The sequence below is a fragment of the Acidovorax sp. Q11 genome, from assembly GCF_054950075.1.
In genome coordinates this window covers 101,992-125,859 of record NZ_JBUDZG010000011.1, presented here as the reverse complement: position 1 = coordinate 125,859, position 23,868 = coordinate 101,992, and the positions used below count along the sequence as shown (strand labels likewise).

13 protein-coding genes are annotated in these 23,868 nt (G+C 61.9%); 11 read left to right on the top strand and 2 right to left on the bottom strand.

The window, feature by feature from the left end:
• Window positions 1-18: 18 nt before the first annotated feature.
• The 11 genes from ACYZGB_RS11540 (at window position 19) to ACYZGB_RS11490 (ending at window position 20,754) form a co-directional block, all read left to right on the top strand.
• A complete protein-coding gene (locus ACYZGB_RS11540; protein ID WP_462388396.1) occupies window positions 19-1,662 on the top strand; it encodes a hypothetical protein in 1,644 nt (547 codons plus the stop codon).
• Window positions 1,631-3,247, top strand: coding sequence for a metallophosphoesterase (locus ACYZGB_RS11535; RefSeq protein ID WP_462388383.1), 1,617 nt, complete (start codon window positions 1,631-1,633; stop codon window positions 3,245-3,247). Before ACYZGB_RS11540 ends, ACYZGB_RS11535 begins: the two co-directional genes overlap by 32 nt.
• A gap of 55 nt (window positions 3,248-3,302) precedes the next feature.
• Complete coding sequence (locus tag ACYZGB_RS11530) at window positions 3,303-3,536, top strand: hypothetical protein (RefSeq protein WP_462388382.1); 234 nt, start codon at window positions 3,303-3,305, stop codon at window positions 3,534-3,536.
• Between the two features lie 299 nt (window positions 3,537-3,835).
• Window positions 3,836-6,133, top strand: coding sequence for an AAA family ATPase (locus ACYZGB_RS11525; protein WP_462388380.1), 2,298 nt, complete (start codon window positions 3,836-3,838; stop codon window positions 6,131-6,133).
• A complete protein-coding gene (locus tag ACYZGB_RS11520; protein ID WP_462388378.1) occupies window positions 6,133-8,118 on the top strand; it encodes a UvrD-helicase domain-containing protein in 1,986 nt (661 codons plus the stop codon). Before ACYZGB_RS11525 ends, ACYZGB_RS11520 begins: the two co-directional genes overlap by 1 nt.
• Before the next feature lie 174 nt (window positions 8,119-8,292).
• The gene (locus tag ACYZGB_RS11515; protein WP_462388376.1) at window positions 8,293-9,546 is read left to right on the top strand and encodes a metallophosphoesterase family protein; all 1,254 of its coding nucleotides are present in this window, start codon (window positions 8,293-8,295) and stop codon (window positions 9,544-9,546) included.
• A 3-nt stretch (window positions 9,547-9,549) separates the two neighbouring features.
• Window positions 9,550-13,026: an ATP-binding protein gene (locus ACYZGB_RS11510; RefSeq protein WP_462388374.1), complete on the top strand. Its 3,477-nt coding sequence runs from the start codon at window positions 9,550-9,552 to the stop codon at window positions 13,024-13,026.
• Window positions 13,026-14,624, top strand: a complete 1,599-nt coding sequence (locus ACYZGB_RS11505) for a hypothetical protein (RefSeq protein WP_462388372.1) — start codon at window positions 13,026-13,028, stop codon at window positions 14,622-14,624. The genes ACYZGB_RS11510 and ACYZGB_RS11505 overlap by 1 nt, the downstream gene beginning before the upstream one ends.
• Complete coding sequence (locus tag ACYZGB_RS11500; RefSeq protein ID WP_462388370.1) at window positions 14,605-15,339, top strand: hypothetical protein; 735 nt, start codon at window positions 14,605-14,607, stop codon at window positions 15,337-15,339. The genes ACYZGB_RS11505 and ACYZGB_RS11500 overlap by 20 nt, the downstream gene beginning before the upstream one ends.
• Before the next feature lies 1 nt (window position 15,340).
• A complete protein-coding gene (locus ACYZGB_RS11495) occupies window positions 15,341-19,741 on the top strand; it encodes a coiled-coil domain-containing protein (RefSeq protein WP_462388368.1) in 4,401 nt (1,466 codons plus the stop codon).
• Window positions 19,738-20,754: a Wadjet anti-phage system protein JetD domain-containing protein gene (locus ACYZGB_RS11490; protein ID WP_462388367.1), complete on the top strand. Its 1,017-nt coding sequence runs from the start codon at window positions 19,738-19,740 to the stop codon at window positions 20,752-20,754. The genes ACYZGB_RS11495 and ACYZGB_RS11490 overlap by 4 nt, the downstream gene beginning before the upstream one ends.
• 380 nt (window positions 20,755-21,134) lie before the next feature.
• Here ACYZGB_RS11490 and ACYZGB_RS11485 read toward each other — a convergent pair whose 3' ends face one another.
• Together ACYZGB_RS11485 and ACYZGB_RS11480 are read right to left on the bottom strand one after the other, a co-directional pair.
• Window positions 21,135-21,980 carry a general secretion pathway protein GspB gene (locus tag ACYZGB_RS11485; RefSeq protein WP_462388365.1) on the bottom strand — a complete coding sequence of 282 codons (846 nt, stop codon included), beginning with the start codon at window positions 21,978-21,980 and terminating at the stop codon, window positions 21,135-21,137.
• A 5-nt stretch (window positions 21,981-21,985) separates the two neighbouring features.
• Window positions 21,986-23,758, bottom strand: coding sequence for an ExeA family protein (locus ACYZGB_RS11480; RefSeq protein WP_462388364.1), 1,773 nt, complete (start codon window positions 23,756-23,758; stop codon window positions 21,986-21,988).
• Window positions 23,759-23,868: the final 110 nt, after the last annotated feature.

Sequence of the window (23,868 nt, the reverse complement as noted above, 5' to 3'; positions counted from 1 at the left end):
GGTAAGGACTACCGATTCGTGCTCGACATGGCAGCGTTGTCGAGGAAAGCGGCCGCAGCTGTCGCAGTCAGCTCGGGAGTGAGGGATGAGCTCGATAAGGCTGAGAACGAAGTGAGCTTTACGATCCGCCTGATGTTTCTAGGCGGGGCTATTGAGCCGAATTCCGCGGAGAAGGGGTTAGAACGGCCGCTGAGGGTGTCGGTGGGAAGGCTTCAGCAGGTCGGTCTCGACGCAGACGAGCAGAAACGTTGGCAGGCAGGCACTTTCGGCGCAGGAGAATACCGACGCAAGGTGAGTGCAGGCCAAATGTCGCTTACCGTTGCCGCGGTAGCCAAAGGCTGCGGGTCGGTCGCCATCTCTGTCTGGGACGGCGCGGGCATTCGCCCGCTCGATCACCTGATCTACGATTTCCAAGTGGGTTCTGATCACACCTGTCCGACGGAAGGACGCCTACAGGCGGGTGCAGAGTTCGCACTATCGATCGCGTCCCGTGCCGACCCGAAAGGGGCACAGGAGGCGGATGCCGTCTTTCACATTTTTGAAGTTAACCCTAATGCGCGCGATGAGGGCAGCATCGTGTGGTTCGTCGACCGTCGTGCGCTCGCTAAGGCCCGCGCGACCGGTCGCTCCGGGGGGGTCTATGCATGGCGAACGGAATCATCGATTCAGGAGTACGTAGAGAAAGAGACCCAGCTACCTATGCAGATTGCGGATGCCCGCACGGCGGCCGTGGACGCGCCCCCTGGGGCCAAAGCGAGCCCCTACGCCGACGTAGCCGCAACACTGCGTCGAAAATTGTTTACGGCGCGCATGCCTGACGTGTACGGCAACATAGCCCTTGAGGCCGACAGCGCGATGGCACGCTTGATCAACGAGTCCGAAGGTAAGGCGGTAGTGCTGGCGCGGCACGCCGTTGCCGTTGATGCGCTGCGCTATATACCACTCGGGCTGTTGTCGGCGCGCAGTGAGCAACCCTTCCTGAACAAGCCCTTCGTCACCGTACAACCTCTTCCAAGAGAGCGCTTCCATGGCGGCAAGGTTTGCATCGACCCCTGGACGCTGGGCATTCCGTCAGTTCTGAAGGGTCTGGACGACAAAGTGGAAGCGGAGCTCAAAAATTTTAGTGCCGGTGAGCAGGAGCCCTTAAGCCGCTTCGGATTCGCGCGCACTATCCAGGCTCTTGGCGAGCGACTTAACAAGAGCACCGCAGCGCGCGAGTCGCGCGCCGAAGGCATCGTCGTGCTCTCGCATCACGCCGACGGGCAGCTATGGTTCGACGATGTGCCGGCGCGGCTTGATAGCGAATCCCTGAGGCGGCCGTTCAGGCCCGGCAGCATCGCGCTACTCTCGGCCTGTTCTGCCGGCGGCAGCGGCGCCTTGGCCTTCAAGCTGATCGACAAGCTGAACAGGCTAAACGTCGATTCGATGATCGTAACGCCGTTTCCGGTGAACGCAGACTTCGGAACCTTGCTCGCCCTTAACTTCATACGCCAAGTCCGCGCTGCACACGATAACAACCAGACTCCAACCATTGCCGATCTCTACGTTCAAGCGTGGGAGGCGACGGCGGCGTGGTTCAAAAAGCAAGGCAAGGATTTCTACGAGATGGGCTTGGAGTTCGTGCTCCTTGGTGACCCAAGTATCCGCCTTTGCGCGGACTGAAACAAAGGAGGACGGTATGCGCGTTTGGAACATGCTTGCAGCAGCCCTGGCCGGCATGGTATTCAGTATGGTGGCTGTAGCTCAGGACCAAGTCGGACGGGCGGAGGGAAGCGCCGCGAACGGGCGCTACCTTGCCGTGATTAGCGACCACCACATGGGCTTGGGCCGCGTTGACGGCGGCGCATGGGCGCCCACTGAAGACTTCCGCTGGCCCCGGGCGTTGAAAGGTTTTCTGGATGATCTGTCGCAACGCGGCAACCACGCGGTCGACCTTGTGATAGCGGGGGACCTTTTCGAGCTTTGGCAACCGCCGCAGCATGTGAAGTGTGTAGGCCTGTCGGCCGACTTGGGTTGCACAGTCGATGAGATGGTGACCATCGCTGATGCCGTAGTGCTCGCGCACGCGCAGGAGTTAGGCGTGCTAGCAGAATTTGCCGAGCGCGGCGACAACCGCGTGCACTTGATTCCCGGAAACCACGACGCCGCGCTCCTGCTTGATCGGGTGTGGCATACGTTCGCTAGGCCCCTCCGCGCGGACAAGGGGCGTGTGCTGCTTGTTCGATCGGGCATCTGGGCCTCGGCAGATGGTGCCGTGGTGGTGGAACACGGGCACCAAATCGGCGCTGACGTTAACCGATACGAGACCTGGCCGAAGCCTCCCGTGCGGTTGGAACAAGACAAGACCTATGTTGTGCGCCCGTGGGGCGAGCGCTTCGTGCAACGTCTGTTCAATGAGCAGGAGGCACAGTATCCAATCATCGACAACCTGAGCCCGGAGTCGGCAGGCGTGCGTTTCAGAATGGCCGACCGCGGTGCATGGGGTTCTCTGACGGATCTCGCCCGTTTTCTTGCCTTCAACCTATTCGAAACGTCAGCAGTTCAGAAGACCGCGTTTCTCGGGGCGCCGAGGAATGAACCGCCCGAGAAAAAGTGGCACCTAAGCGTGGCGCGCAAGTCCGGGCATCGGCTTTTTGCTGCGGCCTTGCCGTCCGGCGATCCATTTCGGAAGGAGCTGATGGCTGTTGACGCGCAAGCTGCCTCCTTGCGCAAGGAGCTTGACCTTCTTGCCTCCGACAAGAAGAGTTTGACTGACGAAGAGGTACGGGGCCTATGCGATCTCGCCGCCGCGAACAGCAACGACGGGTGGACTCTTTGTCGGCCGGCAACTCTGGGTGCGCTTGTCAGGGATACGCTCGTGCCACTGTCCTGGCAGTTGCGCGAGCATCTGAAATCGCGACTGACCGAATTCACGAAGATGCGAGTGTTCGTCTACGGCCACACACACGCGATGCAGGAGCCGTGGCGTTTGTCGTTGAATGGCAGCACTGCCGTCGTTGTTGCGAACAGCGGCGCATTCCAGCGTCTGATTGATGAGCAGGGGTTCATTGCACTTACCAAGGCCAGATCTTGGTCCACAGCGGAGGGTCTGAGTCGAGCGAAGCCCGAGGATCTTGCGCCTTGCTATGGCGTGATCCTTGTTCCCTACGGCGACGCTCGTCCTATCCCGGAGGCGAAGTTGTGGTGGATGCCTGAGGAGGAGACTACGGGGAAGTTTGTCGGCCCTCGAGATACCCTATGTCATTGAGCGGGCGCTAAGAACCTGTTGACGATTTTCTGAGCAACAGTGCCAAGAATGCAAGATGGACGAACTGCACGCTGGTGATGAGCAGGCGCTAGCTGTTCTCACAGGCAAATCGATTCGCTTTATCGAAGATGGATCTCCACCAAGAGACGCACAAGTGATTGATCGCACTTGGCGCTACGTGAACAAAAAGGGCGGGCCAGACAAGCGATTCAAGAACAATCGGGAGTTGCCGGTATGTTTGTACGACGAGCTTCAGCTTTCCAGCAGCACAGGTCTCAATGCTTATTGAACTTGTCCAAGAACAACACTGCCCCTGGCTGTGCTGAATCCATTCGTTCGTTGATTTTGGCAATCCCCAAAGAGCCTTCGACTTCAGCAAAGTCCGCTTGACTAGCGGTTCGATACAAGACCACAAATCCGCGCCCACTTCAAGACAGACCATTCAGGAGGAATCGACATGCGCATCAAGTCCGTTCGCTCGCTACACCAGTCTCCGTCATGAGGCACGCTAAGCGCTGCTCAGAGCCTCGAACCGACACGGAGCCTGAGCGCGTAACTTCACGAATTCGAACCTTTTAAGGAATGTGGATGAGCGCACAGCCTCAGAAATGCTCTTCAACACCCAGCGTCCGCCTAGCCTGCATCGAGCTCAGCCGGTTCCGACGTCTGGCTCAAACCCAAGTCAAGGTCGACAAGAAGACCACCATCTTGGTCGGTGCCAACAATAGCGGGAAGACATCTCTGTTGACTGCTATTCGAAACTTCCTTGCCGCGGGCCAGGTCTTCGGTGCATTTGACATCAGTCTGAATCAGTGGCCAGCTTTGAAGGCGCTCGGCGCTGAGTGGGAGACGTTGTCGGAGGACCCAGCGTCGGCCGCGGGCGATGTCGAGAAGTGGGCGGAGCAGGTGACCAAGCTTCTGGCCTGTATGCCAACTATGGACCTGTGGTTTGACGCCCAAGCAGGGTCATACAACGTCGTCGCCCCGTTCATCACATCCTTGAGCTGGAACGGCGGCGCGGTAGGCGTCCGTCTTCGACTCGAACCTGCATCTTCGGTTGACGAACTTCAACGCCTCGCTTGGCGTTTCCGGGAGGCCCGCCATCCGGTGAAGGACTTCGACAAGAAGGCTCATGCTTGGCCCGCCGACCTAATCGACTACTGGCTTCAGCACCCCGCAGAGCTAGGAAAAGTCGTCGTTTACAAGCTCGACCCAACTCTTGGACCGCTCGCCAAGAATCCGCCTGCCGCGCAGCAGGACTTGTCTCCCAAGGCAGCGGCCATTGACCGAACCAAGCTCGCAAAGCTGCTTCGCGTCGACTTCGTGGCGGCGCAACGTGGTTTGGGAACTGAGGAAGCCGAGTCACGATCAAGCTCTGGTACGCATCGAGTCGGCCTGTTCTCAACTCAACTGTTGAAGTACGCAAAGATGCACTTGAACGTTGCGACGAGCAGCCAAGGACATCAGCCAGCGCTGATCGAGGCTATCGCCAACGCCCAGGTCGACCTGGACGCACGCATCAAAGATGCGTTGACCCCTTCTATCGAGGACGTGAAGAAGCTTGGCTATCCCACTCTTCATGATCCACAGGAAATTCACTTCAGGACTCGCATCCAGACTGGGGACTTGCTCGACCACAGCACCGCGGTGCAATACCGCCTAGGTGACGAGCAAGCGGGTATCTTCCTCCCCGAATACTCGATTGGCTTGGGTTACCAAAACCTGCAGTCGTTGAGCTACCAGTTGGTCTCGTACCGAGAATCCAGGCTGAAACCATCCGAGGGCAGCCCTGCAGCCGTACATCTTGTCCTTGTAGAGGAGCCAGAAGCCCATCTACACGTCCAAGTGCAGCGCATCTTTCCGCAACGCGCGACAGAGCTCATCACGCCAACTGCCCCCGAGTACGGCCACTTGGGAAGCCAACTCATCATCAGCACGCATGCGAGTCATCTTGCCCACGCCGAGAAATTTGATCGGCTACGATACGTCCGTCGGATTCCAACGACTGTGATGGGCGCGATGCCATGCTCAGAAGTCATTGACTTGGCCACGGTATTTGAGACCGACCAAGAGACCCGGAAGTTCGCGGAGCGGTATTTCCGCGTGCAGCACACGGACCTGCTGTTTGCCGACGCCGCGATTTTCGTTGAAGGTGCAGCTGAGCGAATGCTGGTGCCGCTCTTCATTCAAGAAAAATTCCCCGAACTCGACAAGCGCTACATCTCGTTCCTCGACCTTGGAGGCCGTCACGCGCACCGTCTCCGCCCTCTGGTTGAACGGCTTGGGATTCCCACTGTCGTCATCACCGACATTGACCCTGTGCGGTTGACGCAGGAAGACGAAAAGACTGTTCGAAAGGCGGCTGCGATTGAGGATGCCACGCAACTGGAGTGCGGAAACGACACCCTCAATGGTTGGCATCCCCAGAAGAAGCAACTGCATCTGATGGCAGAGCCGGGTGATGTTGACCATACATGGAGCAACGGAAATGGTGGGCGAGTGCGGTTTGCATGGCAGACCCCCATCCCGAAGGATGGCCCTTGGCCAAGCTCGTTTGAGGATTCTCTTGTACTCACCAACCTTGCTTGGTTTCAGCAGATTGGAGAAGACAAGGGCAAGAAGCCTGTAGCAGGCGAAGCGCCTCAGCCGAAGGTGGTTGGGGCTCTCGCTGCCGTGGCGAAAGCTGTCGTGGCCACGCCCGACCCTAAAGCACTTTGCATCAAGCTTCACGCGCTGCTGCGGGACGGATTCAACAAGGGGGACTTCTCCGCAACCATGTTTGAACGCATCAGCATGGGTGCCAAGGTGGATTGCCCCGCGTACATCGCCGACGCACTGAACTGGCTAGACGCTGAGTTGTCAACTTCCAAGAAAGGGCCACTCTGATGGCTGGCCTAAACACGGACGACAACGAGCGCGACGCTGGCGTAGTTGATGAAATCTTCGGCTATGTGACGAGCACGCCACCGAAGAGCTTCTTCCTCTTCGCCGGGGCGGGTTCCGGAAAGACGAGGACGCTAGTAGGCGTGCTGCGCAAGGCCACTGGCATCGGACCGAAAGGCGTCCTAGGCCCAAACACCGCAGTAGATGACCCAGACCTTAGCTTCGCTCGCCAGTTGAGGGCGCGCGCTCAAACTATTCGTGTCATCACCTACACGAAGAACGCCGCGCTGGTAATCACCGGCCGACTTGGTATCAACGATCTTACGCAGGTCGCGACCATCCATTCCTTTTGTTGGGACTTGATTGCTGGATTCGACGACGACATCCGCGACGCGCTCCTGGCGCTAAACGCTGTCGCGCTTGAGAAGGCCAGGATTGCCGCGAGTGGTCGTAGGGGCGGCAAGCCGACCGACAAAGACGTGGAGACTATTGCGGGCCTGGAGGCAAAGGCTGCAGGCTATGCAGCCGCCCAAGAGTTCAAGTACAGCGCGGATCGGAAGCGCCTCGGTGAGGGAGCCCTGAGCCACCCTCAGGTTCTTGCCGTGGCGGCGTGGCTTTTGAAGGAGAAGCCTACCCTGCGCCGCATCCTTCGGGACCAGCATCCAGTCATCTTGATTGACGAGTCCCAGGACACCATGAAAGGTGTGCTCGATGCTCTACTAGAGGCGGTGGCGGAGGACCCTTCTCGGTTGATGCTGGGCTTGCTCGGTGACCACCGGCAGCGCATATACATGGACGGACATGCCGACCTTCCCAGCCTGGTTCCCAAGGGTTGGGCGACCCCAAAGCTGGAGATGAACCATCGGAGCCAGCGTCGGATCGTTGACCTCATTAACGAGATTTGGGACTCTGATTTGGAAGGACGGACCCAATCCAAGAAGGCGGTTCGCCAACATCCTCGCAAGGAAAAGTCGGGTGGTTTGGTGCGAGTTTTCATCGGCAGCACGACGGCGTCTCCCGAGGAGAAGCTCAGGCGTGAAGGATTGTGCGAGTCTGCGATGTCGGATGCGACAGGTATTGAAGGTTGGCAGCCCAGCAACCACGGACACAAGGTATTGGCCCTTGAACACAGACTGGTCGCGCGGCGGGGCGATTTCCTGCAGGCCTTCGACGCTCTGGCACTCCTCGATCCAGACTCTGTCAAGCCGGATGCAACCGGGGAAACGACCGGGCCAGCAGTGACTCAGGGACTCTTAAAGGAGGTGATGGACCTCGCTGACTGCATCGACGATCTTGGACTCGCACCAGACGTTCAGGTCACCGATGTACTGCATCGCTACGGCCGACTCACCCAGCTCCCTGTGGATACCGACGCCCGCGTCCAGCTCCTGAAGACTTATCACCAGGCCATAAACGACTTTGTAGCTGCCTGCTGCAACCCCTCAGCAATCGTTCGCGAGGTCGTAGCGCCGATTCTTCAAAGCGGCCTGTTCGAACTGGATCGACGGCTCGTCGCAGCGTTCAACGATACCCGCCCGGTTCCTGAAGCACCGCGGCCTCGGCAGCCGGAAAGCGAGGAGGATCGAATCGCCAGAGGGTGGCACGGCCTTTTTTCCTCACCGTGGGCGCAACTGCGTAGGTTCAAGACATACCTGAGCGGCAAGTCGCATCTCGCGACCCACCAGGTGGTCAAAGGCTCAGAGTTTCAGCATGTAATGGTGGTCATGGATGACGAGGATGCCGGCGGCACGCTGTTCGCCTACGACAGGCTGTTTGGCGCGCCCTTAGGGAAATCGGATATTGAGAACGTGGAAGCTCAAAAGGAGACGTCAATTGACCGAACCCTTCGTCTTCTCTACGTGACATGCAGCCGGGCAGAGGAGAGCTTGGCCCTGGTGTTGTGGGCGAGAGATGCAGATCAAGCGCTTGCCTACGCTAGCAAGAGTAAATGGTTCTCACCCGATGAAGTACAGCCAATCCCCGAGTAGGGCCGCCCACAATTTGCCGTCCGCGCGGCTCCTCCACGCAGTGAGTTATTCGGTGTGAACGATGGTTGTGAAGGTGTGTGAGCCCCGTCGGCGATTGAGTAAGGCTCCGTTGCCATCGTGCCGATTCTAAAAAATCCAGGGCATTTCAGAAAACGTATTACTGGAAGGTTAGCGATGAAGTTCATCCACGCAGCAGACATCCATTTGGATAGCCCGCTCAATGGGCTTTCCGCCTACCCGGACGCCCCCGCCGATCAGCTCCGCAGCGCTACACGCGACGCCTTCACAGTCCTAGTCGACCGAGCCATTGATGAGGCCGTCGACTTCATGGTCATCGCAGGCGACTTATACGATGGCTCCTGGCGCGACTACAACACAGGTATCTTCTTCTGCAAGGAGATGGGGCGCCTGAAGCGCGTCGGCATCCCCGTATATGTGCTCTTTGGCAACCATGACGCCGAAAGCGAGATGACAAAGAAACTGGAGCTGCCGGACAACGTGCACACCTTCGGCGCCAGCAAGCCGCAGACCTTCAAGAACGACGCCCTGGGCGTTGCCTTGCATGGGCAGAGTTTTAAACAACGCGACATCGTCGCCAACCTTGTCACGGGATACCCGTTGCCGATCACTGGCTACTTCAACATTGGTGTACTCCACACGGCGCTTGAGGGCTACGCAACCCATGCGAGTTATGCGCCCTGCACCATCGACGAGCTACAGGCGAAGGGCTACCAGTACTGGGCGCTCGGCCATGTCCACGAGTTCGAGCAATGGACGGGGGCCGCGACCATCGTCTTTCCGGGCAACTTGCAGGGGCGAAACGTCCGCGAGCGCGGCCAGCGGGGCGCGGTATTGGTTTCGGTGGATGAGGCAGGCGCCGTCGAGGTAGAGCGCATCTTCATCGACGTCCTGCGCTGGGAGCATTTGACGGTAGACGCCGCTGACTGCGAGAACCTTGAGGAGGTAGTGCGCAAGATCGGGCAGGGTTTGGAAACACTCCTCGATACCGACGGCGAGGTGCCCCGTGCGGCGCGCATTACCGTCACGGGGAAAACGAAGGCCCACGGTGAGCTTTTTGGACTCGAGGCTCAGCTGCGCCATGAGGTGCTCGCGCAGATCGCGGGCATCGGCAACGAGCGCCTCTGGCTCGAGAAAGTCCGCATCGAGACGCAGCCCATCGTCGATGCTGCGAAGCTTCATGAGCGCAATGATGCTTTCACCGACCTGCAGGCGATCCTCAATGAGGCGTCCACGGACGTCAACTTCAATGAAGAGTTGCGGGCTGTCTTGGCGCCGTTCGCAGCCAAGACGCCGCTGGACCTACAGTCACTGGTGCCGCTCATTGAGCAAATCCGCAAGGGTGACTTGAGGGAGCTCATTGACGACATCGCGCCCGGCCTGCTGGCGCACTTGGCCCAGGCGGAGTGAGCCATGCGATTGAAGAACCTGAACCTGGTCCGCTTTGGGAAGTTCACAGACACAGACATCTCGCTGCCCAAGGCCGAGCACGACTTCCATCTCATCATCGGCCCCAACGAGGCAGGCAAGTCTACGGTCCGAGGGGCCATCGCCGACCTGCTTTTCGGCTTCCCAACGCGCTATCCCTCGATGGCGTTCATTCACCAGCAGTCGGACCTGCGACTCGCTGCCACGGTATCAGAAGGTGACGAGGATCTTGCTTTTATCCGCACCAAGGGAAACAAAAACACGCTGCGCTCAGTTGCAGACGTTCCTCTGCAGGACAACGCCCTTATGCCGTTCATGGGTCAAACAGACCGCGCCTTCTTCGAGACGATGTTCGGGCTTAGCCATACGCAACTGGTCACGGGCGGCGACGCGATCCTTGACGCCTCAAACGATGTCAGCCAGATGTTGTTTCAGTCTGCGGCTGGCATCGCCGGCCTGGGAAAGGTTAAAGACGGCCTCGTCGCAGAGGCCGATAAGCTCTGGGCCTCTCGGCATTCCAGTGGCCGGTCGTACTACGTGGCCAGCGACCAGTTTGACCAGGCCAACAAGGACCTGAAGGCCGCCACTGTTCGCACCAAGAGCTGGGCAGACGCTCGATCTGCGCTTGACGACGTCGACGCGCGAATCGCCGCGGCGACGGAACGCAAGGGAGCCCTGCAGGCGACAAGACTGAAGCTGGAGCGGGTGCGGCGGCTTGCCCCGACGGTTGTTGAGCTGAAGCAGAAGCTCGCCGAGCTGGACGAGTTGGGCGACGTGCTGGAGCTACCGGCAGATGCCTCGGAGACTCACAGCTCAGGGGAGCGCGACCTGTCTCTCGCTGAAACGACGCTTCGACTGCGTGAGGATACCGTTGAGAAGCTCACGAAACAGCGTGACGAGGCCATCTTCGACCCGAACGTACTTGCCGTCAGGAATGACATACAAGGCTTAGCAGCATTCGGCGAGAGCGTTCGGAATCACTACGCAGACTTGGTGACCCAACAAGCCGAGGTCGACCGCTGCTTGGACCTGGCACGCGCTGCCGCCGTTGAGCTAGGCTGGCCCAACATGGAGGATGAGGCAGCGCTGCGCGCTAGGCTGCCTGCGCAGTTGACAATACGAGAGCTTCAACGCTTGGTTAACGAGCACAGTGGTCTGCTGCAGCGCAAAAACTCTACAGCGAAGAGTGTTGATGACAAGAAGGCCGAGTTGAATGAGGCCGAGGAAGAACTTGAAAAAGTAGCCGTCCCGGAGGTCTCAGCAGCCCTTCGCAGCGCTCTATCGGAAGCTCAAACTCATCGGAATACCGCTGCAGCCCAGACGAAGCTGAACAATGCAGTGACGTTGGCACAGCGCGCGCTGGACGCAGCGCAAGCGGGCCTGGGGCGGTGGGGACGGTCGATAGAAGCCCTCCAGCAGATGTCGGTCCCTTCGCCTGAGCGGCTGACGAGCCTGGTGACGAAGCGCCAGCGGCTGGAGTCGGAATTCAATACCGCAGTGGACCGCGCCGAGGACGCTAGGAGCGAACTTGACAGTGCACAGCTGGAAGTCAAGCAGTTCTCCGAGGCACGTCATATCGTGACAGGTGCTGATGTGCGTGCCGCACGGGAAAGGCGGGATGCCGAGTGGAAGTCCATCAAAGACGGAACAACCCCGCTCAAGCCCGGAGCAGTTGGCCTGGATGCGGCCATTGACCTGGCCGACGAACTCGTGGATGCTCAACTGGGCTCGACAACCGATGCTGCTGAACTGCAAAGCCTGCGGCATCGGGTTGAACGGGTCGATGCGGAAGCGACGGCGGCCACTCAGACAAAAGACCGCAAGGAAGATGACCTGACAGCATTTGACCAGGAATGGGAGGCGCTCACCCTCTCCCTAGACCTGCCAGGGCTCGCGCTGGTCGATGCGCAGGCCTGGATGTCCAAGCGTGAGCTGGTGCTGTCCACGCTCGACATCTTGGCGGAGAAGGAAGAAGCTCTTCTGCAGGAGGTCGAAGCGTCCCATAAGGCCGTTGCTGACTTAGTCGCTCAACTGCAGCTGGCGGGTGCCACGGTGCCACCCCAAAGCACGCTGTCGGCAACCTTGACCCAGGCTGAGGAGCTAGCCTCCGAAGCGGACCGAGCCAAGGCCCGTCGGGCTCAACTGGTTAAGCAGCGTGACAGCAGCACGACTACGCTCGGCCGTCTGCAGGCCGATGCCGATGCAGCCAGCACTGCCTTCGAGGCCTGGGACGATAAGTGGAATGCTGCTATTGCCGCGGCGGGCCTGTCGGACTATGTCAAGTCTGTCGACGACGCCGAACAGGCTCTTGCCAAGACGGAGGCGGTGAAGCAAAGCCTGGACAAGGCTGCGAGCATCAAGCGTGACCGCATTGACACGATGAATCGTGACATCTACGAGTTCAAACGACTCGCAGCGGAGGTCGTCGAGAACTTGGGTATCGTGGAACTCAAAGGAGTTGACCCGAGGGAGGTTGTTCGTGCGCTATCGCCGAGACTCAAGGAAGCTGAAGCAGGCGAGGCCCGTCGAGACACGGCCGAGCAGTCGCTCAACGAAGCAATCGAGCAACGTGATGAAGCGCGTCGTCACGAGGCACAGGTGAGGGCGAAGATAGCCCCGCTGCTGGCTGCTGCCGGCGTGGCGTCCCTTGCCGAGGCCGCTCCTTTGGTTGCCAAGTCAGAAGTGAAACGCAAGCTCATCCAAGAGATTGAGCTTGCACGTCGAACGCTCACGCAAGGGGCCGATGGGCTGGGTCTCGACGCTGTGGTCGCTGAGGTCGCTACGTGCGACCTTGCCCAAGTCGCCATCGACCTGACGAGCACGGGGGACAGCATTGAGCAGGTTCAGGCTGAACAGACACGGCTGGCCGCGGAGCACGCACAGGCAACGCTGGCCGTGGGAGCCTTCGGTGGTGGACGGGACGCCGCGGTTGCTGAAGCCCGTCGACACGAAGCACTGGCGGGGATGGCTGATGCCTCGGAGCGGTACATCAAAGTGACTGCTGCAGCGAAGCTTCTCAGTTGGGCAATCGAGCGCTATCGGGAGCAAAACCAAGGGCCGATGCTGGCGCGAGCCGAAGCCATTTTTTCGATGCTGACGATTGGCCGGTTTACTAGGTTATCGGTTGAGTTCGACAGCACCCCGTATCGGCTAACGGCGCTTCGTCCGGACGGACGGCCGGTCGAAGTTCCGGGTCTGAGCGATGGCACACGCGACCAACTCTACCTTGCGCTACGTCTCGCGGCACTGGAGTTGCACTTGGTCAAAGCAAAGGCGCTACCGTTTGTAGCCGACGACTTGTTCATCAACTTTGACGACGAACGATCGACTGCGGGGCTCGAGGCGCTGAAGGAGTTATCTAAGCAGACGCAGGTGGTGTTTCTTAGCCACCACGACCACCTTATGCCCCGCGTTCAAAAAGTCTTTGGTTCAGGGGTCAATGTTGTGCAGTTGCAGCGATGATGCAAAGCACGCCTGAGGCGGCCAAAGAGACGCTTAAACCTGGGAGTTCATCGGTGCAATGGGAGACTGGCCTGCCTTCGACTGCTGATGTCGGTTCTGTTGAGGTTGCCAGCCCCGGCGTGCAGCCGTTAATAACAGAGCCTATTGGCTTCACGCAGCTTCCGTCGTCGGGGCTGTTGGACCTGTCCCGCCAGCAGCGCAACCTCCTGCTTTTGCGTCCCGTCTTTCAGCTAGAGCGGGACAAGATGTTGGGGGGAGACGAGGCCTACCGTAACGCTGTGCAAGGCATCGATACCCACTACCTGGCGCTGTCAGCACTGGACCTGATGATGGAAGCTACTACGGTTGCAAGTGGCAGCACATCCAGCGAAATCCTTATGCACCTGGCCGAGGTTGCGCTCCGCATCAAGCCCGAGCTCACTACTCCGCACGCGCGCCGCATCGGTGAGGCGGTGCTGGACGCGCTAGACAACAAGGCCAACAACCACCGTGAGTTCAGCTTCGACTACTTCGACGCACCTTCGATGACCACGCGGGCCTTCCGCTTCAGGCTCGTGCGCTTCGAGCCGGATTTGGACGACGTCTATCGGTACCGGCCCACCGAAGAAGGCTATCTTGTTTACCTCGGCATGCTGGACCTGTCCCCCGAGGACGCACAGGAACTCATGGAGAAGATGCTCGAGCTGCTCGTGCAGCGCGGTAGCTTCAAGGCGGCGCTGGACATTGCTCAGAGGGCCCGTAAGCTATCACTCGAGTATCGGCAACTCATCCGCGACCGGCTCTACCAGGCTTATCGTGCGCCGGGCAGCGTGAACTGGTCGCGCGATATGACAGGACGGTTGGACTCGGCACGCGACCATGTCCGCAAGCGTCAGGCCGAAGATGCGCGCATGGAAGATGCCGTGCTGGGGGCTCTGCTCGAGGCCAGCGACCTCCAGACTCGCGAAAGCCTGGTCGCGCTGCGGGACACGCTTCGTGGAGCCGCGTTGATCCGGATGCAACTTGTCACCGACATCAACGTTGCACCAGAACTCTTCATCGAGGCTCAGCGGGCTGTCTTCCGGGCGCGCCGGCCCACCGGGCTGCCTGACCTGGAGTCGCAACTGCTACCTCAGCTGCTGAACCTTTCGGCAACGACCCTGGCGGACCAGGCCAACAACCTCATCAGCGCGCTGTACCCACCCAGCATGCCCCGGATTTACGACCTCAACTCGGTGTTCGCGTTGTTGCTCGAACAGCGCTCCGACGACGTCGTAGCCGAAGAAGACGATGGCGAACTGGAAAGGTTTGTACCGCTGCCGGACCAGTTTCCACAGGCGCTGATACAGCAGGCCAACGATTGGCTGGCCACCATGTTTGCGCGTGGAGCGAGCTGGCGACTCGACCAGTTGCTGGAGGCCGCAGAAGACGCAGGCATGAGCAAGACGCTGCGACGCTGCTTGGTCTTGATCCTGTACCGCACGTTCGCCCCCTCTGAATCCGAATACAAGACGGTCAGTGTTCGGCTGATGGGCGAAACCTTCCAACTCGACGTGGCGCAAGGATGCAACCTCGAGTTCACGCCCAAGGGAGAACCAGATGACGTCGCCCGAACCTAGTGTGCGCAACGCTGCGCGCTTGGCCTACAAGGCCCTGCACACGGCGCTGTCCCCGATAAATGACGCGGAGTATCGTGAGCTGCTTGCGCTGTACCGCGCCGACCCCGCCTTCCATCGGCAGGTCGAAGACGTCGTCACGGGCTTGGAGCTGCAAATCTTGGATGCCACAGAGAGCCGTGGGCTGGTGGTCGTTCCGGCCTCGCGTGAAAGTCGCTTCAGCGTGCGACTGGCAGACATCCGTGCCGGCATGTCACCCGACCAGAAAGCCGCACTCGTGCTCGCGCACGTGGCTATAGCTGCCGTCTTTTTCCCGACGACAGATGTGCTGGACGACGACAACTATTCGCCGCCGCCCTCGTCCTTGGCGTCCTGCCGCGACACCTTGTACGCCCTCGCCCGGCGTCTGAAGGAGACTACAGACCTGCCTGCGGACATTCCGCCTGAACTCGCTCCGGGATGGGATGCCATCGCGGCCCTGCCGATGGCGATCCCGGCTGGCCAGCGGGCGTCTGCAGCCTCCGTGGTAGGGGTGGTGAAGATTGCGCTCAATCACATGCTGCAGAACGGCCTGGTACGGTTGGACCGCGAGGCCGTCGACGACACAGCAGCGACGTACACGCCGACCCACCGACTGCGCGTGCAGCTGCGCGAACTCGCACTGCGTCGCCTGTACGAGATGGCCCAGCTCGTGACTCCCATGGCGAAGGTCGACTGATATGCAGAAAATCACCCGAGTCCACCTGGCGAACTGTGGCTATCGAACCGCCTGGTACGAAGGCCTGACCTTCGACCTCACCGCCCCAAACACTGGCGAGCCCACCGATACCGTCATCAACCTCGAGAACGGCGGCGGCAAGACGACCCTGCTCGGGCTCATCTTTTCGTGCTTCGAGACCTCTCAGGAGCGCTTCCTCAAGCACCTTCAAGCCAAGACCGCCAGCTTTTCGCAGTATTTCACCCACGACGGAGTTCCGGGCTTCATCGTTGTCGAGTGGCTTATGCCCTCGCGTACGGCCGGAGGCCAGCCATACAGGCTCATCACCGGTCAAGCGGTAGCGATACGCACGACCTCAGACCCGCCAGACGTCGACCGCATGTTCTTCAGCTTCGAGGAACGAGCGGACCTCTCTTTCAATGATGTCCCTGCGCCCGGGCTGACCGCGACCCCACCGAGTTCGATGGCGGACTTCTCGCGCTGGCTACACGCCCTTCAGAAGCAGTATCCTGGCAACGTCTACCTGAGCCACAACCGTCAGGCCGAGTGGCAGCGCCACCTCAAGGACGAGCGGCTCATAGACCTGGACATGCTGCGCATCCAATTGAACTTTTCTGCCCAGGAAGGCGGCTTTGACGCTGGCTTCCTTGACTTCAAGACTGAGCCCGAGTTCCTGCGCAAGTTCTTGCATCTCACCAGCGATTCGGAAAAGGCTGACAAGGCACGCGCCATGATCGTCGCCGTTTGTGAGAAGCATCGCCGCAAGCCCCAGCTCGAAAAGCGCCGTGATGAACTCACCAAGTTCAGAGCTTCTCTCAACGCGTTCGCCGACGCGGCGCGACAGTACATTGAGGCCTTCGTCAACCAACGCGGACTGACCATCCAGGGCGCGCAGCTTGTGCTGGCGCTGCAGGCACGGGCCTTGGTCCGACATGCCCAGCGCGAGACGGAGCTTGAATTCGAGCGCACCCAGACTAGTCTGGCAGGCGCCGCGGCCAAGGAGGCCGCGATGCACACCAATGAGCTAATGGCTGTCACCTGGGCCTGGCACCAGAAATCAGTAGCTGTCGCCAAGACACGCCGGGATATTGCCAACACGGCGGTCGAGACCCTAGGGCACCAAGAACACCACCTGAAGGCAGGTCGCCTTCAGAAGGAGATCCTGGGCATCGACCAGCAGATTCGGGAGCAGGAGGCGCTGGCCGAGGCTCATCGCGCCGACCTCAAGCCTGCGCGCGACCATGTGGACATCCAGGGCGCACTGTTGCGCCGTGCGCTTCGCACGGAAGAAACCAGGTTAGAGGGCGAGCTTCGGACTCTGGACGGGCGCGCATCGGCGCGCCAAGAGCGACGCACAACCTTGAAATCTCAGAAGAGCACGGCCGAGGGTACCGAGCTGCGGCTGACGCAGGAGCAGTCCAGACTGCAGACGGCGGAGGAGGCCTGCACTCGGCAACGAGGAGCCCTTGCGCAAGAAGGCTTGTTGCAGGATGCGCAGGAGCCCACCGACGAAGCAGTGGCACGCCACGACACCCAGGCTACTGAGCACGCTGCCGAGCGCGACGCGCTTCGCCTGTCCCGAAACAACCGCCGCACCCAGGCCAAGGAACAACGCGAAGCTGCTTCACGCGAGCGTGTCGCTGCCACTGCGGCCCGCGAACAGGCCAAGTCGCTCTCGGCCTACATCGCCTCTGGTGAGGTTGATTTCGAGCGTCTGTCCCAACTCCCCGCGTTACTCAGTGCTGTCGAATCCGACAGGGTCGACCCGCTTTCGCCAGTCCTAGAGCATCGACTCGCCGAGGTCGTAGCCGACTCGGCCCGGCAGATTTCGCACGCCGATGTGCGACTGGCCGGTCTGCATGCGACGCGCCAAGCCATCGAAACCACGGGCGTAGCGGGGCACGACCCCGACGTGGCCCTGGTGGTCCAGCATCTCCACCAGGCTGGCTTGCGCTCTGCTCGGGCGTTCAACGAGTACATCGCGCGCACCCTGCCGGACGCTGAGCGTGCCCGCGCCCTGGTGCTAAGCGACCCGGCACGTTACGCCGGCGTGTGCGTGGCGCAAGGTGAGCTCGAAAAGGCGCGAGGGGTCGTCTGGGGTGACCGTCGCCCAACTCAGCCAGTCACAATTTCGGTCGCCGCACTGGATGTCGTTGCAGGCAAGGATGACATGGTCGTCGTTCCCGCAGAGGACGACTCTGCATTCAACGTGGAAGCTGCCACCCGCCTCGGCGTATCACTCGGCGTTCGCCTCGAGGCCGAACAGCAGCGCCGTGCGGCCTATGAGGCCCGCTACGAGAGCACGCTCAAGGCTGGCCAGGAGTTGCAGACCTTCGGCAAGACCTACGGCAACGGGCAGCTCGCTGAGGCAGCAGCCAAGCGCGACGCCCTGCTAGAGGACGAGGCTGTAGCTAGCGCGCGGGCGGACAACCTTGAACTCGAGGCAGGTACGCTCGACGAACGGGCTGCAGAAGACGACCGGCTTGCCGGCCTGGCAGATGGTCGGTACAACCAGTCACGCCAAGCCGTGAAGGCTGTTCGCACCTTTCAGGCCGAGCACGAGGCGGGCCGACCAGACCGCCTTCGTCGACTTGTGCAGTTGGACGCGGACCTCGCACAGGCTCGAGCGAGCAAGGCTGAAGCCGAAGCGGGCCTCGACGCCGTTCAGGACGAACATGACGCTGACCACGCGCGCTCGGTTGCCGTTAATCACGAGCGCGGCGTTCTCGCAGACGAGCTTTCGAAAATCGCCTACTACGACAAGGAGTACCCGGCGCAGGAGCAACTCGCGCAGAACCCACGCCCCCTGCCGACCCTGCGCGACATGTACAAGGACGCACTCGATTTCTATCTGACGGAAGAGCAGAACAAGCTGGGGCTCCTGAGTGAACGCATGCAGAGCACGCAAGCCCTGCGCGCATCCAAGAATGCCGAGCTGGTGCGCGACTTCCCAACGGTCCAGGCTATCGACCTCGAGCCTTATATCAATGTCAACCACACAGCCGAGCTGGAGGGTGTGGCTCTGCAGCTGGTGGCCGCCAAAACCGAGCAACTGGACGCTGCTGCCCAGTTCAAGGTGACCAACGATGCCGCATCGAAATGGCAGTCAGCGAACAAAGCCCGCATCCCGCCACAGGTGCCAGGTCATGACGCCCTTGAGGTTTCAGCCCTGGCCGAGTTGATGGAGCAGGCCGAGCGCAACGTCGATGAGGCACACGACCGGATGCGTGCGGCCAACGAAGAAGCCACTCGAGCAGGCGGCCGAGCCTCCGTGAAGCTCACTGAGGCCAAGCAGGATGAGAGCACGGAGTCCATGCTCCGCGCTGGGCTGGACCTGCCTGAAAAGCCGGACCCGTTGCTCGTCGCGGCGCAGATTGGCGCACTCATCGGCACCACACCAGACGTGCCAGACCTGGAAACCCTGGTGCTTGAGCTCGACGCTTCCGCACAAGCTAAGGCCTTGCTGACCGATCACAGCACCCGCAACAAGGGAGTTACTCGGCTCCAAACAGCGGCTCGCAACAGCTTCGAAGCACTGAAGTCTGCCGCTGCGGAGCCCGCGTTCCGCGAAGTCGATGAGCCCGTCGCTCAGCAAATGCTGCAGAACGACTTCAACTCAGCCTGCACAGATGCCGAGCGCCTGCTCATGCATCTGGACGACCGCATCGCGACCACTCAGTCGACGCTGGACTCGATGAAGAAGGACTTCGACGCGTGCACCGAGGAACTTCTCGGGGTGGTGCGCAACGCCATCTCGACGCTCACCCGCGCCGTGAGCGCCGACAAGAGCGTGCCTGCAGCAGCTCCCTACGTCGGCGGCAAGCCGGTACTGAAGATGCGCGCCAACTTCGGCTCGGTCTCTGTGGACAGCCGGCGCCAGGCGTTGGACCACTACCTGAACGTGCTGACCGACACGAATGTCTTCCCGGCCCGCGGTACCGATCTTGTCGCCGATGCGGTGTTGAGGGTCTACGGTAAGCCATTGGGCCTGCAGGTGCTGAAGATGTCCGTCGAGGAGACTGAGCAGTATGTGTCGGTCGACCGCATCTCCAACTCCGGTGGCGAAGGCGTGGTCATGGCCATGTTCCTGTTCCTGCTCATCAACCAGTTGCGCGCGGAGAACCATGCGCATGTTCAGCGCATCGCCGGCGGCCCGCTCATCCTGGACAACCCATTCGCCAAGGCCACATCGCCAGCTATGTGGCGTGCGCAGCGACTGCTTGCCGCTGCCATGAATGTGCAACTGATCTTCGCGACCGCCGTTCAGGACTACAACGCCATCGGCGAGTTTCAGCGGTTCATCCGGCTTCGCAAGGCGGGGCAAAACACAAAGACGCGCCGCTGGCACCTGGAAATCGCGAGCTTCCTTCTTAACGAAACGCCCGACGAGGTAGAAGCTTGAGCGACTTTCTGGCTGCACTGCAGGCATACCCTAGAAAGCGGGTTCCTCTCGAGGACCTCCGACACCGATACTTCGCGCTCTACCCGGACGTGCAAAACAGTCCGGAGCGCGGCGCACTGCTTCTCGCCGAACTGCAGTCCTTAGCAACCCAAGGCATCCTGATCTTGCCCGCCGCCGACAGCTGGGAAAAGGTTGGCGTGCCGCCGTTGCCGAAGTGGGTCACGCTAATCCGAGAGCGGCTACCTCAAGACCTGCCTGACTTGGCCAATGTGGTCTGGGCCCCCGAGCTCGGTTTCTGGATCGAGCTCAAGACAACGCAACTTGCGGCGCTTCTGCCCATCAACCAGTTCCTGCTGAGTCGGCGCAGTTCGTTCATGCGGGTGCCAATCAAGGAGCGCTCTCTCGAAATCTACGGCGACGAGAAACGGCTGGACGCGATGTGTACCGGGGACACGCTGTTCTCGGGGCGGCTGCCGCTGGAGAGGATCGGCTGCTTTCGGGTGCCGCAGCCATTGCCCTACCGAGCTGCTGATGCGCCAGGGCGTCCCGTCCTGGTGGTCGAGAACCACAACACGTACTGGAGTTTCGGCGAGTGGAACCATACGGCGCGGCGATACGCTGCCGTCATATATGGGGGCGGGCAAAACTTCCGACTCACTGGCCGTGCACTCGACCAGGCAATTCGTGAGACGCAGGCTGTTGGAGCCGAATATTTCGGTGATCTGGACCCAAAGGGCGTCTCGATTCCGTTGGACTTCAATCGCAAGGTCGAGGCGGGTTTTACCGAGGTCACACCAGCCATTTCGCTTTACCGGTGGCTATTGACCAACGGCGTTCACCGGGAGAAGTCGGAGTGCCGTTCTTTCGCTACATGCCTGGCGCCGCAATGGCTAGATGCAGCGATGGCCATCGAACTGGAGTCGCTTTGGTCAGCGGGCCTTTGGCTCCCCCAAGAAGCGCTGGGCATCGAACAACTGCAGAGCTTCTACAGCCCCAACGAGGACCACGTCTGACTGGCGGTGGCCGAAACGCGAGCCGGAGTGGTGCGATTGGCTGGAATACGAATCCCACGTACTGCTACGCCTCAAAAAGTCCTCCCAATTCAACCCGTTTTGACACTATGTTTTGCCATGAGCCTTTTCCTGCAAACACAGTTTTGAAACTATGTTTTGAATTTTGAAACTTTGTTATCCGATACCCACGCCTCGCGTTTTGTGGAGCTGACGCTGGTGGGGCGCGACGGGCGTTTTATCCGCTGACCTGGCGGGCGCTGGCGCAGCGCCCCGCTGGGGTGGACAAAAATGCTATCAAATATATAGCTTAAAAGGCATATCCATCGCGCGCAGAGGCCGTTTTTTCCTCAAACTCCCGGCCCCGCCAGCGCCCCCCCGGGCTACTGCGACGCCAGCCCGTAGCGGTAGCCCCTGAACGACCAGATGGTGCGCCCGGGCTCGATCTTCTCCAGCAACAGCCCCGGGCCGGCCGGGTCGCCCTCGTGCAGCACCTGACCGTTGACGATGGCCATGCGGTACGCCGGGTTGGCCGAGTAGGTGACGCCCGAAATCTTGAGCGAGGGCAGCTGCGCGCGCACGGCCTCGGGCAGGTCGCCCTGGGCGAACACCGTGCCCGTGGCCGTGGTGGGCGCGGGTGCGGCGGCCACGGCGGCGGGCTCGGGCGCCCGGGGCGGAACCACCTCACGCGCAGGCTCTCGGGCCACGTCACGGGCAGGATCGCGGGTGGGCTCGGCACGGGAGCGGGCGGGCGCCGCAGGCGGCTCAGCGCCCCGGGGGGCGGGCGCAGGCGGCGCTGCTTTTTCGCGCGGCGGCGGCGCCGCACTGCGTTTTTCGGCGGGGCGTGGCTCGGGCGCAGGGGCCTCCACCGCAGGTGCGGGGGCCGGGGCCAGCACAGCGGCAGGCGCCACCTGTGCTGTTGGTGCCGCCGGTGCGGGGGCGATGGCCGCCGAGGCAGGCTGGGGCGCTGCAGGCACCACTGCGGGTGCCGGGGCCGCAGCCACCACCACCGACGCAGGGGCCGGGCGCTGCATCACCCACCAGGTGCCCGCCACGGCCACGGCCGCCACCGCCACACCAGCGCTGGCCATGAGCCAGGGCGAGGCGGCGGTCCGCTCGGGCACTGGCACTGCGCCGGGCACCGGCACCGCCTGCGAATGCAGCCCGGGCACGCCGCCCCGCCCCCGTTCGGCTTCTGCGCGCCGCAGCGCATCAAGGATGTAGGACATGGGGATCAGGCTCCTGTGCGCAGACGGGGTTCGCTCACGCCGTTGACGCGGTTGAGCAGCATGAGGGTCAGCGGGCCGGCGCGCCCATCGGGCGTGACCCCCTGGGCCAGCTGAAAACGCTGGATGCGCGCCTGGCGCGCGGCGGGGGTGGTGGCCCGCGCACGTGCACTGGCTCCGGCACCACCCGCAGCCGGCGTGGCCAGTTGTTTGTCGAGCCAGGCGGCACCGGCCGTGCTCTCGGCAATGTCGCCCTTGTCGGGCATGCCGATCGGGGCGCGCCACAGGGTGGCAATGTCGCCGCGCCACACCTGGGCCAGCTCGGCCACAGGCACCTGCAGTGTGCGGCCCGCACCTTCGAGCGTGGCGGTGTCGCCGTCCAGGCTGCGCAACACGGCGGACACGGCGCTGTCGCCATCGTCCGAGGGGAACAGCGTGAGCAACACCGGGCGGTCGATCTGGCGCACCAGGTTCAAGCCCGCGCGGCGGTTGCGGTAGCAGCGCAGCCCCTCGCGCGGCAGCGTGGCGCAGGCATCGGCGCCCTCGGGCACGCTGGCGCCCCAGCGGGTGGCCAGTGCCTGCCAGGCCGGGCCATCGCTGGCGGGCAGTGCCGCCAGAAACTGCTGCAGGTCAGACAAAGGCGCGGCCACCACCGGCGCCACAGACGGGGTGGATGCGGCCGTTGTTGCCGCTGCTGCAGCACCTGCCGCCGAGGCAGCACTGGCGGCTGCGGCCGGGGGCTGTGCACGGCCCCCCGCCACCATCGCCGCGCTGGCAGGCAATGCGGGCGCCGTGGCCGCCACCGGCGCGCCCGCACCGCGCGGGGCCAGCGCGGGCCAGGCACCCAGCGCCCAGCCACCCGCTGCCACCAAGGCTGCACCCGCCACAGCGCCCAGGCCCGCCACCGCCCAGCGGGGCAGCAGGGGCTGGCCCTGGCGCGCGGCGGCGGCCGAGGCGGGGGCATCGAACACCTCGCGCGCGGCCCGGTTGACGATGGAGGCATTCACCTCGCGCGCCCCGGCGGCATAGGCACCCAGCAGGGCCCGGTCGCACAGCAGGTTGATGCGCCTGGGCACACCGCGCGACAGTGCATGCACGCGCGCCATGGCGCGCTGGCTGAACGGCATGGGCCCCTGCAGGCCCGCCACGGCCAGGCGGTGGGCGATGTACTGCTGGGTCTCACGCGGGCTCAGCGCATCCAGGTGAAAACGCGCAATCACGCGCTGCGCGAGCTGCTCCAGCGCGGGGCTGGCCACCATGGTGCGCAGCTCGGGCTGGCCGATCAGGATGATCTGCAGCAGCTTGCGCTCGCTGGTCTCCAGGTTGGTGAGCAGGCGCAGCTGCTCCAGCACATTGGCCGAGAGGTTCTGCGCCTCGTCGATGATGAGCACGGTGTTGCGCCCGGCCCCGTGCGCGGCCAGCAGCGAGGCGTTGAGCGGGTCGATGTAGTCCTTCACCGTCTCCACACCACCCGGCACCATGGGCTTGTGCGGCACGCCGAACTCGTCACAGATGGAGCGCAGCAGCTCCCGCACGGTGAGCTTGGGGTTGAAGATGTAGGCCACGTTGCAGTGCGCGGGGATCTGCTCCAGAAAGCAGCGGCACACCGTGGTCTTGCCCGCCCCCACCTCGCCGGTCAGCAGCACAAAACCGCCGCCTGCATCCAGCCCATACAGCAGATGGGCCAGGGCCTCGCGGTGGCGCTCGCTCATGAACAGGTAGCGCGGGTCCGGGGCGATGGAAAACGGGGGATGCTGGAGACCGAAAAACGGGGCGTACATGGCTTGGAGGATACCGCCCACCCGCAGGCAGGGTTTTACCCACCAAGGAGTTACCCCTAAATTGTCGTCGGCAAGACAAGATGGCGTCAAAGTGGGTCCTAGCATTCCCC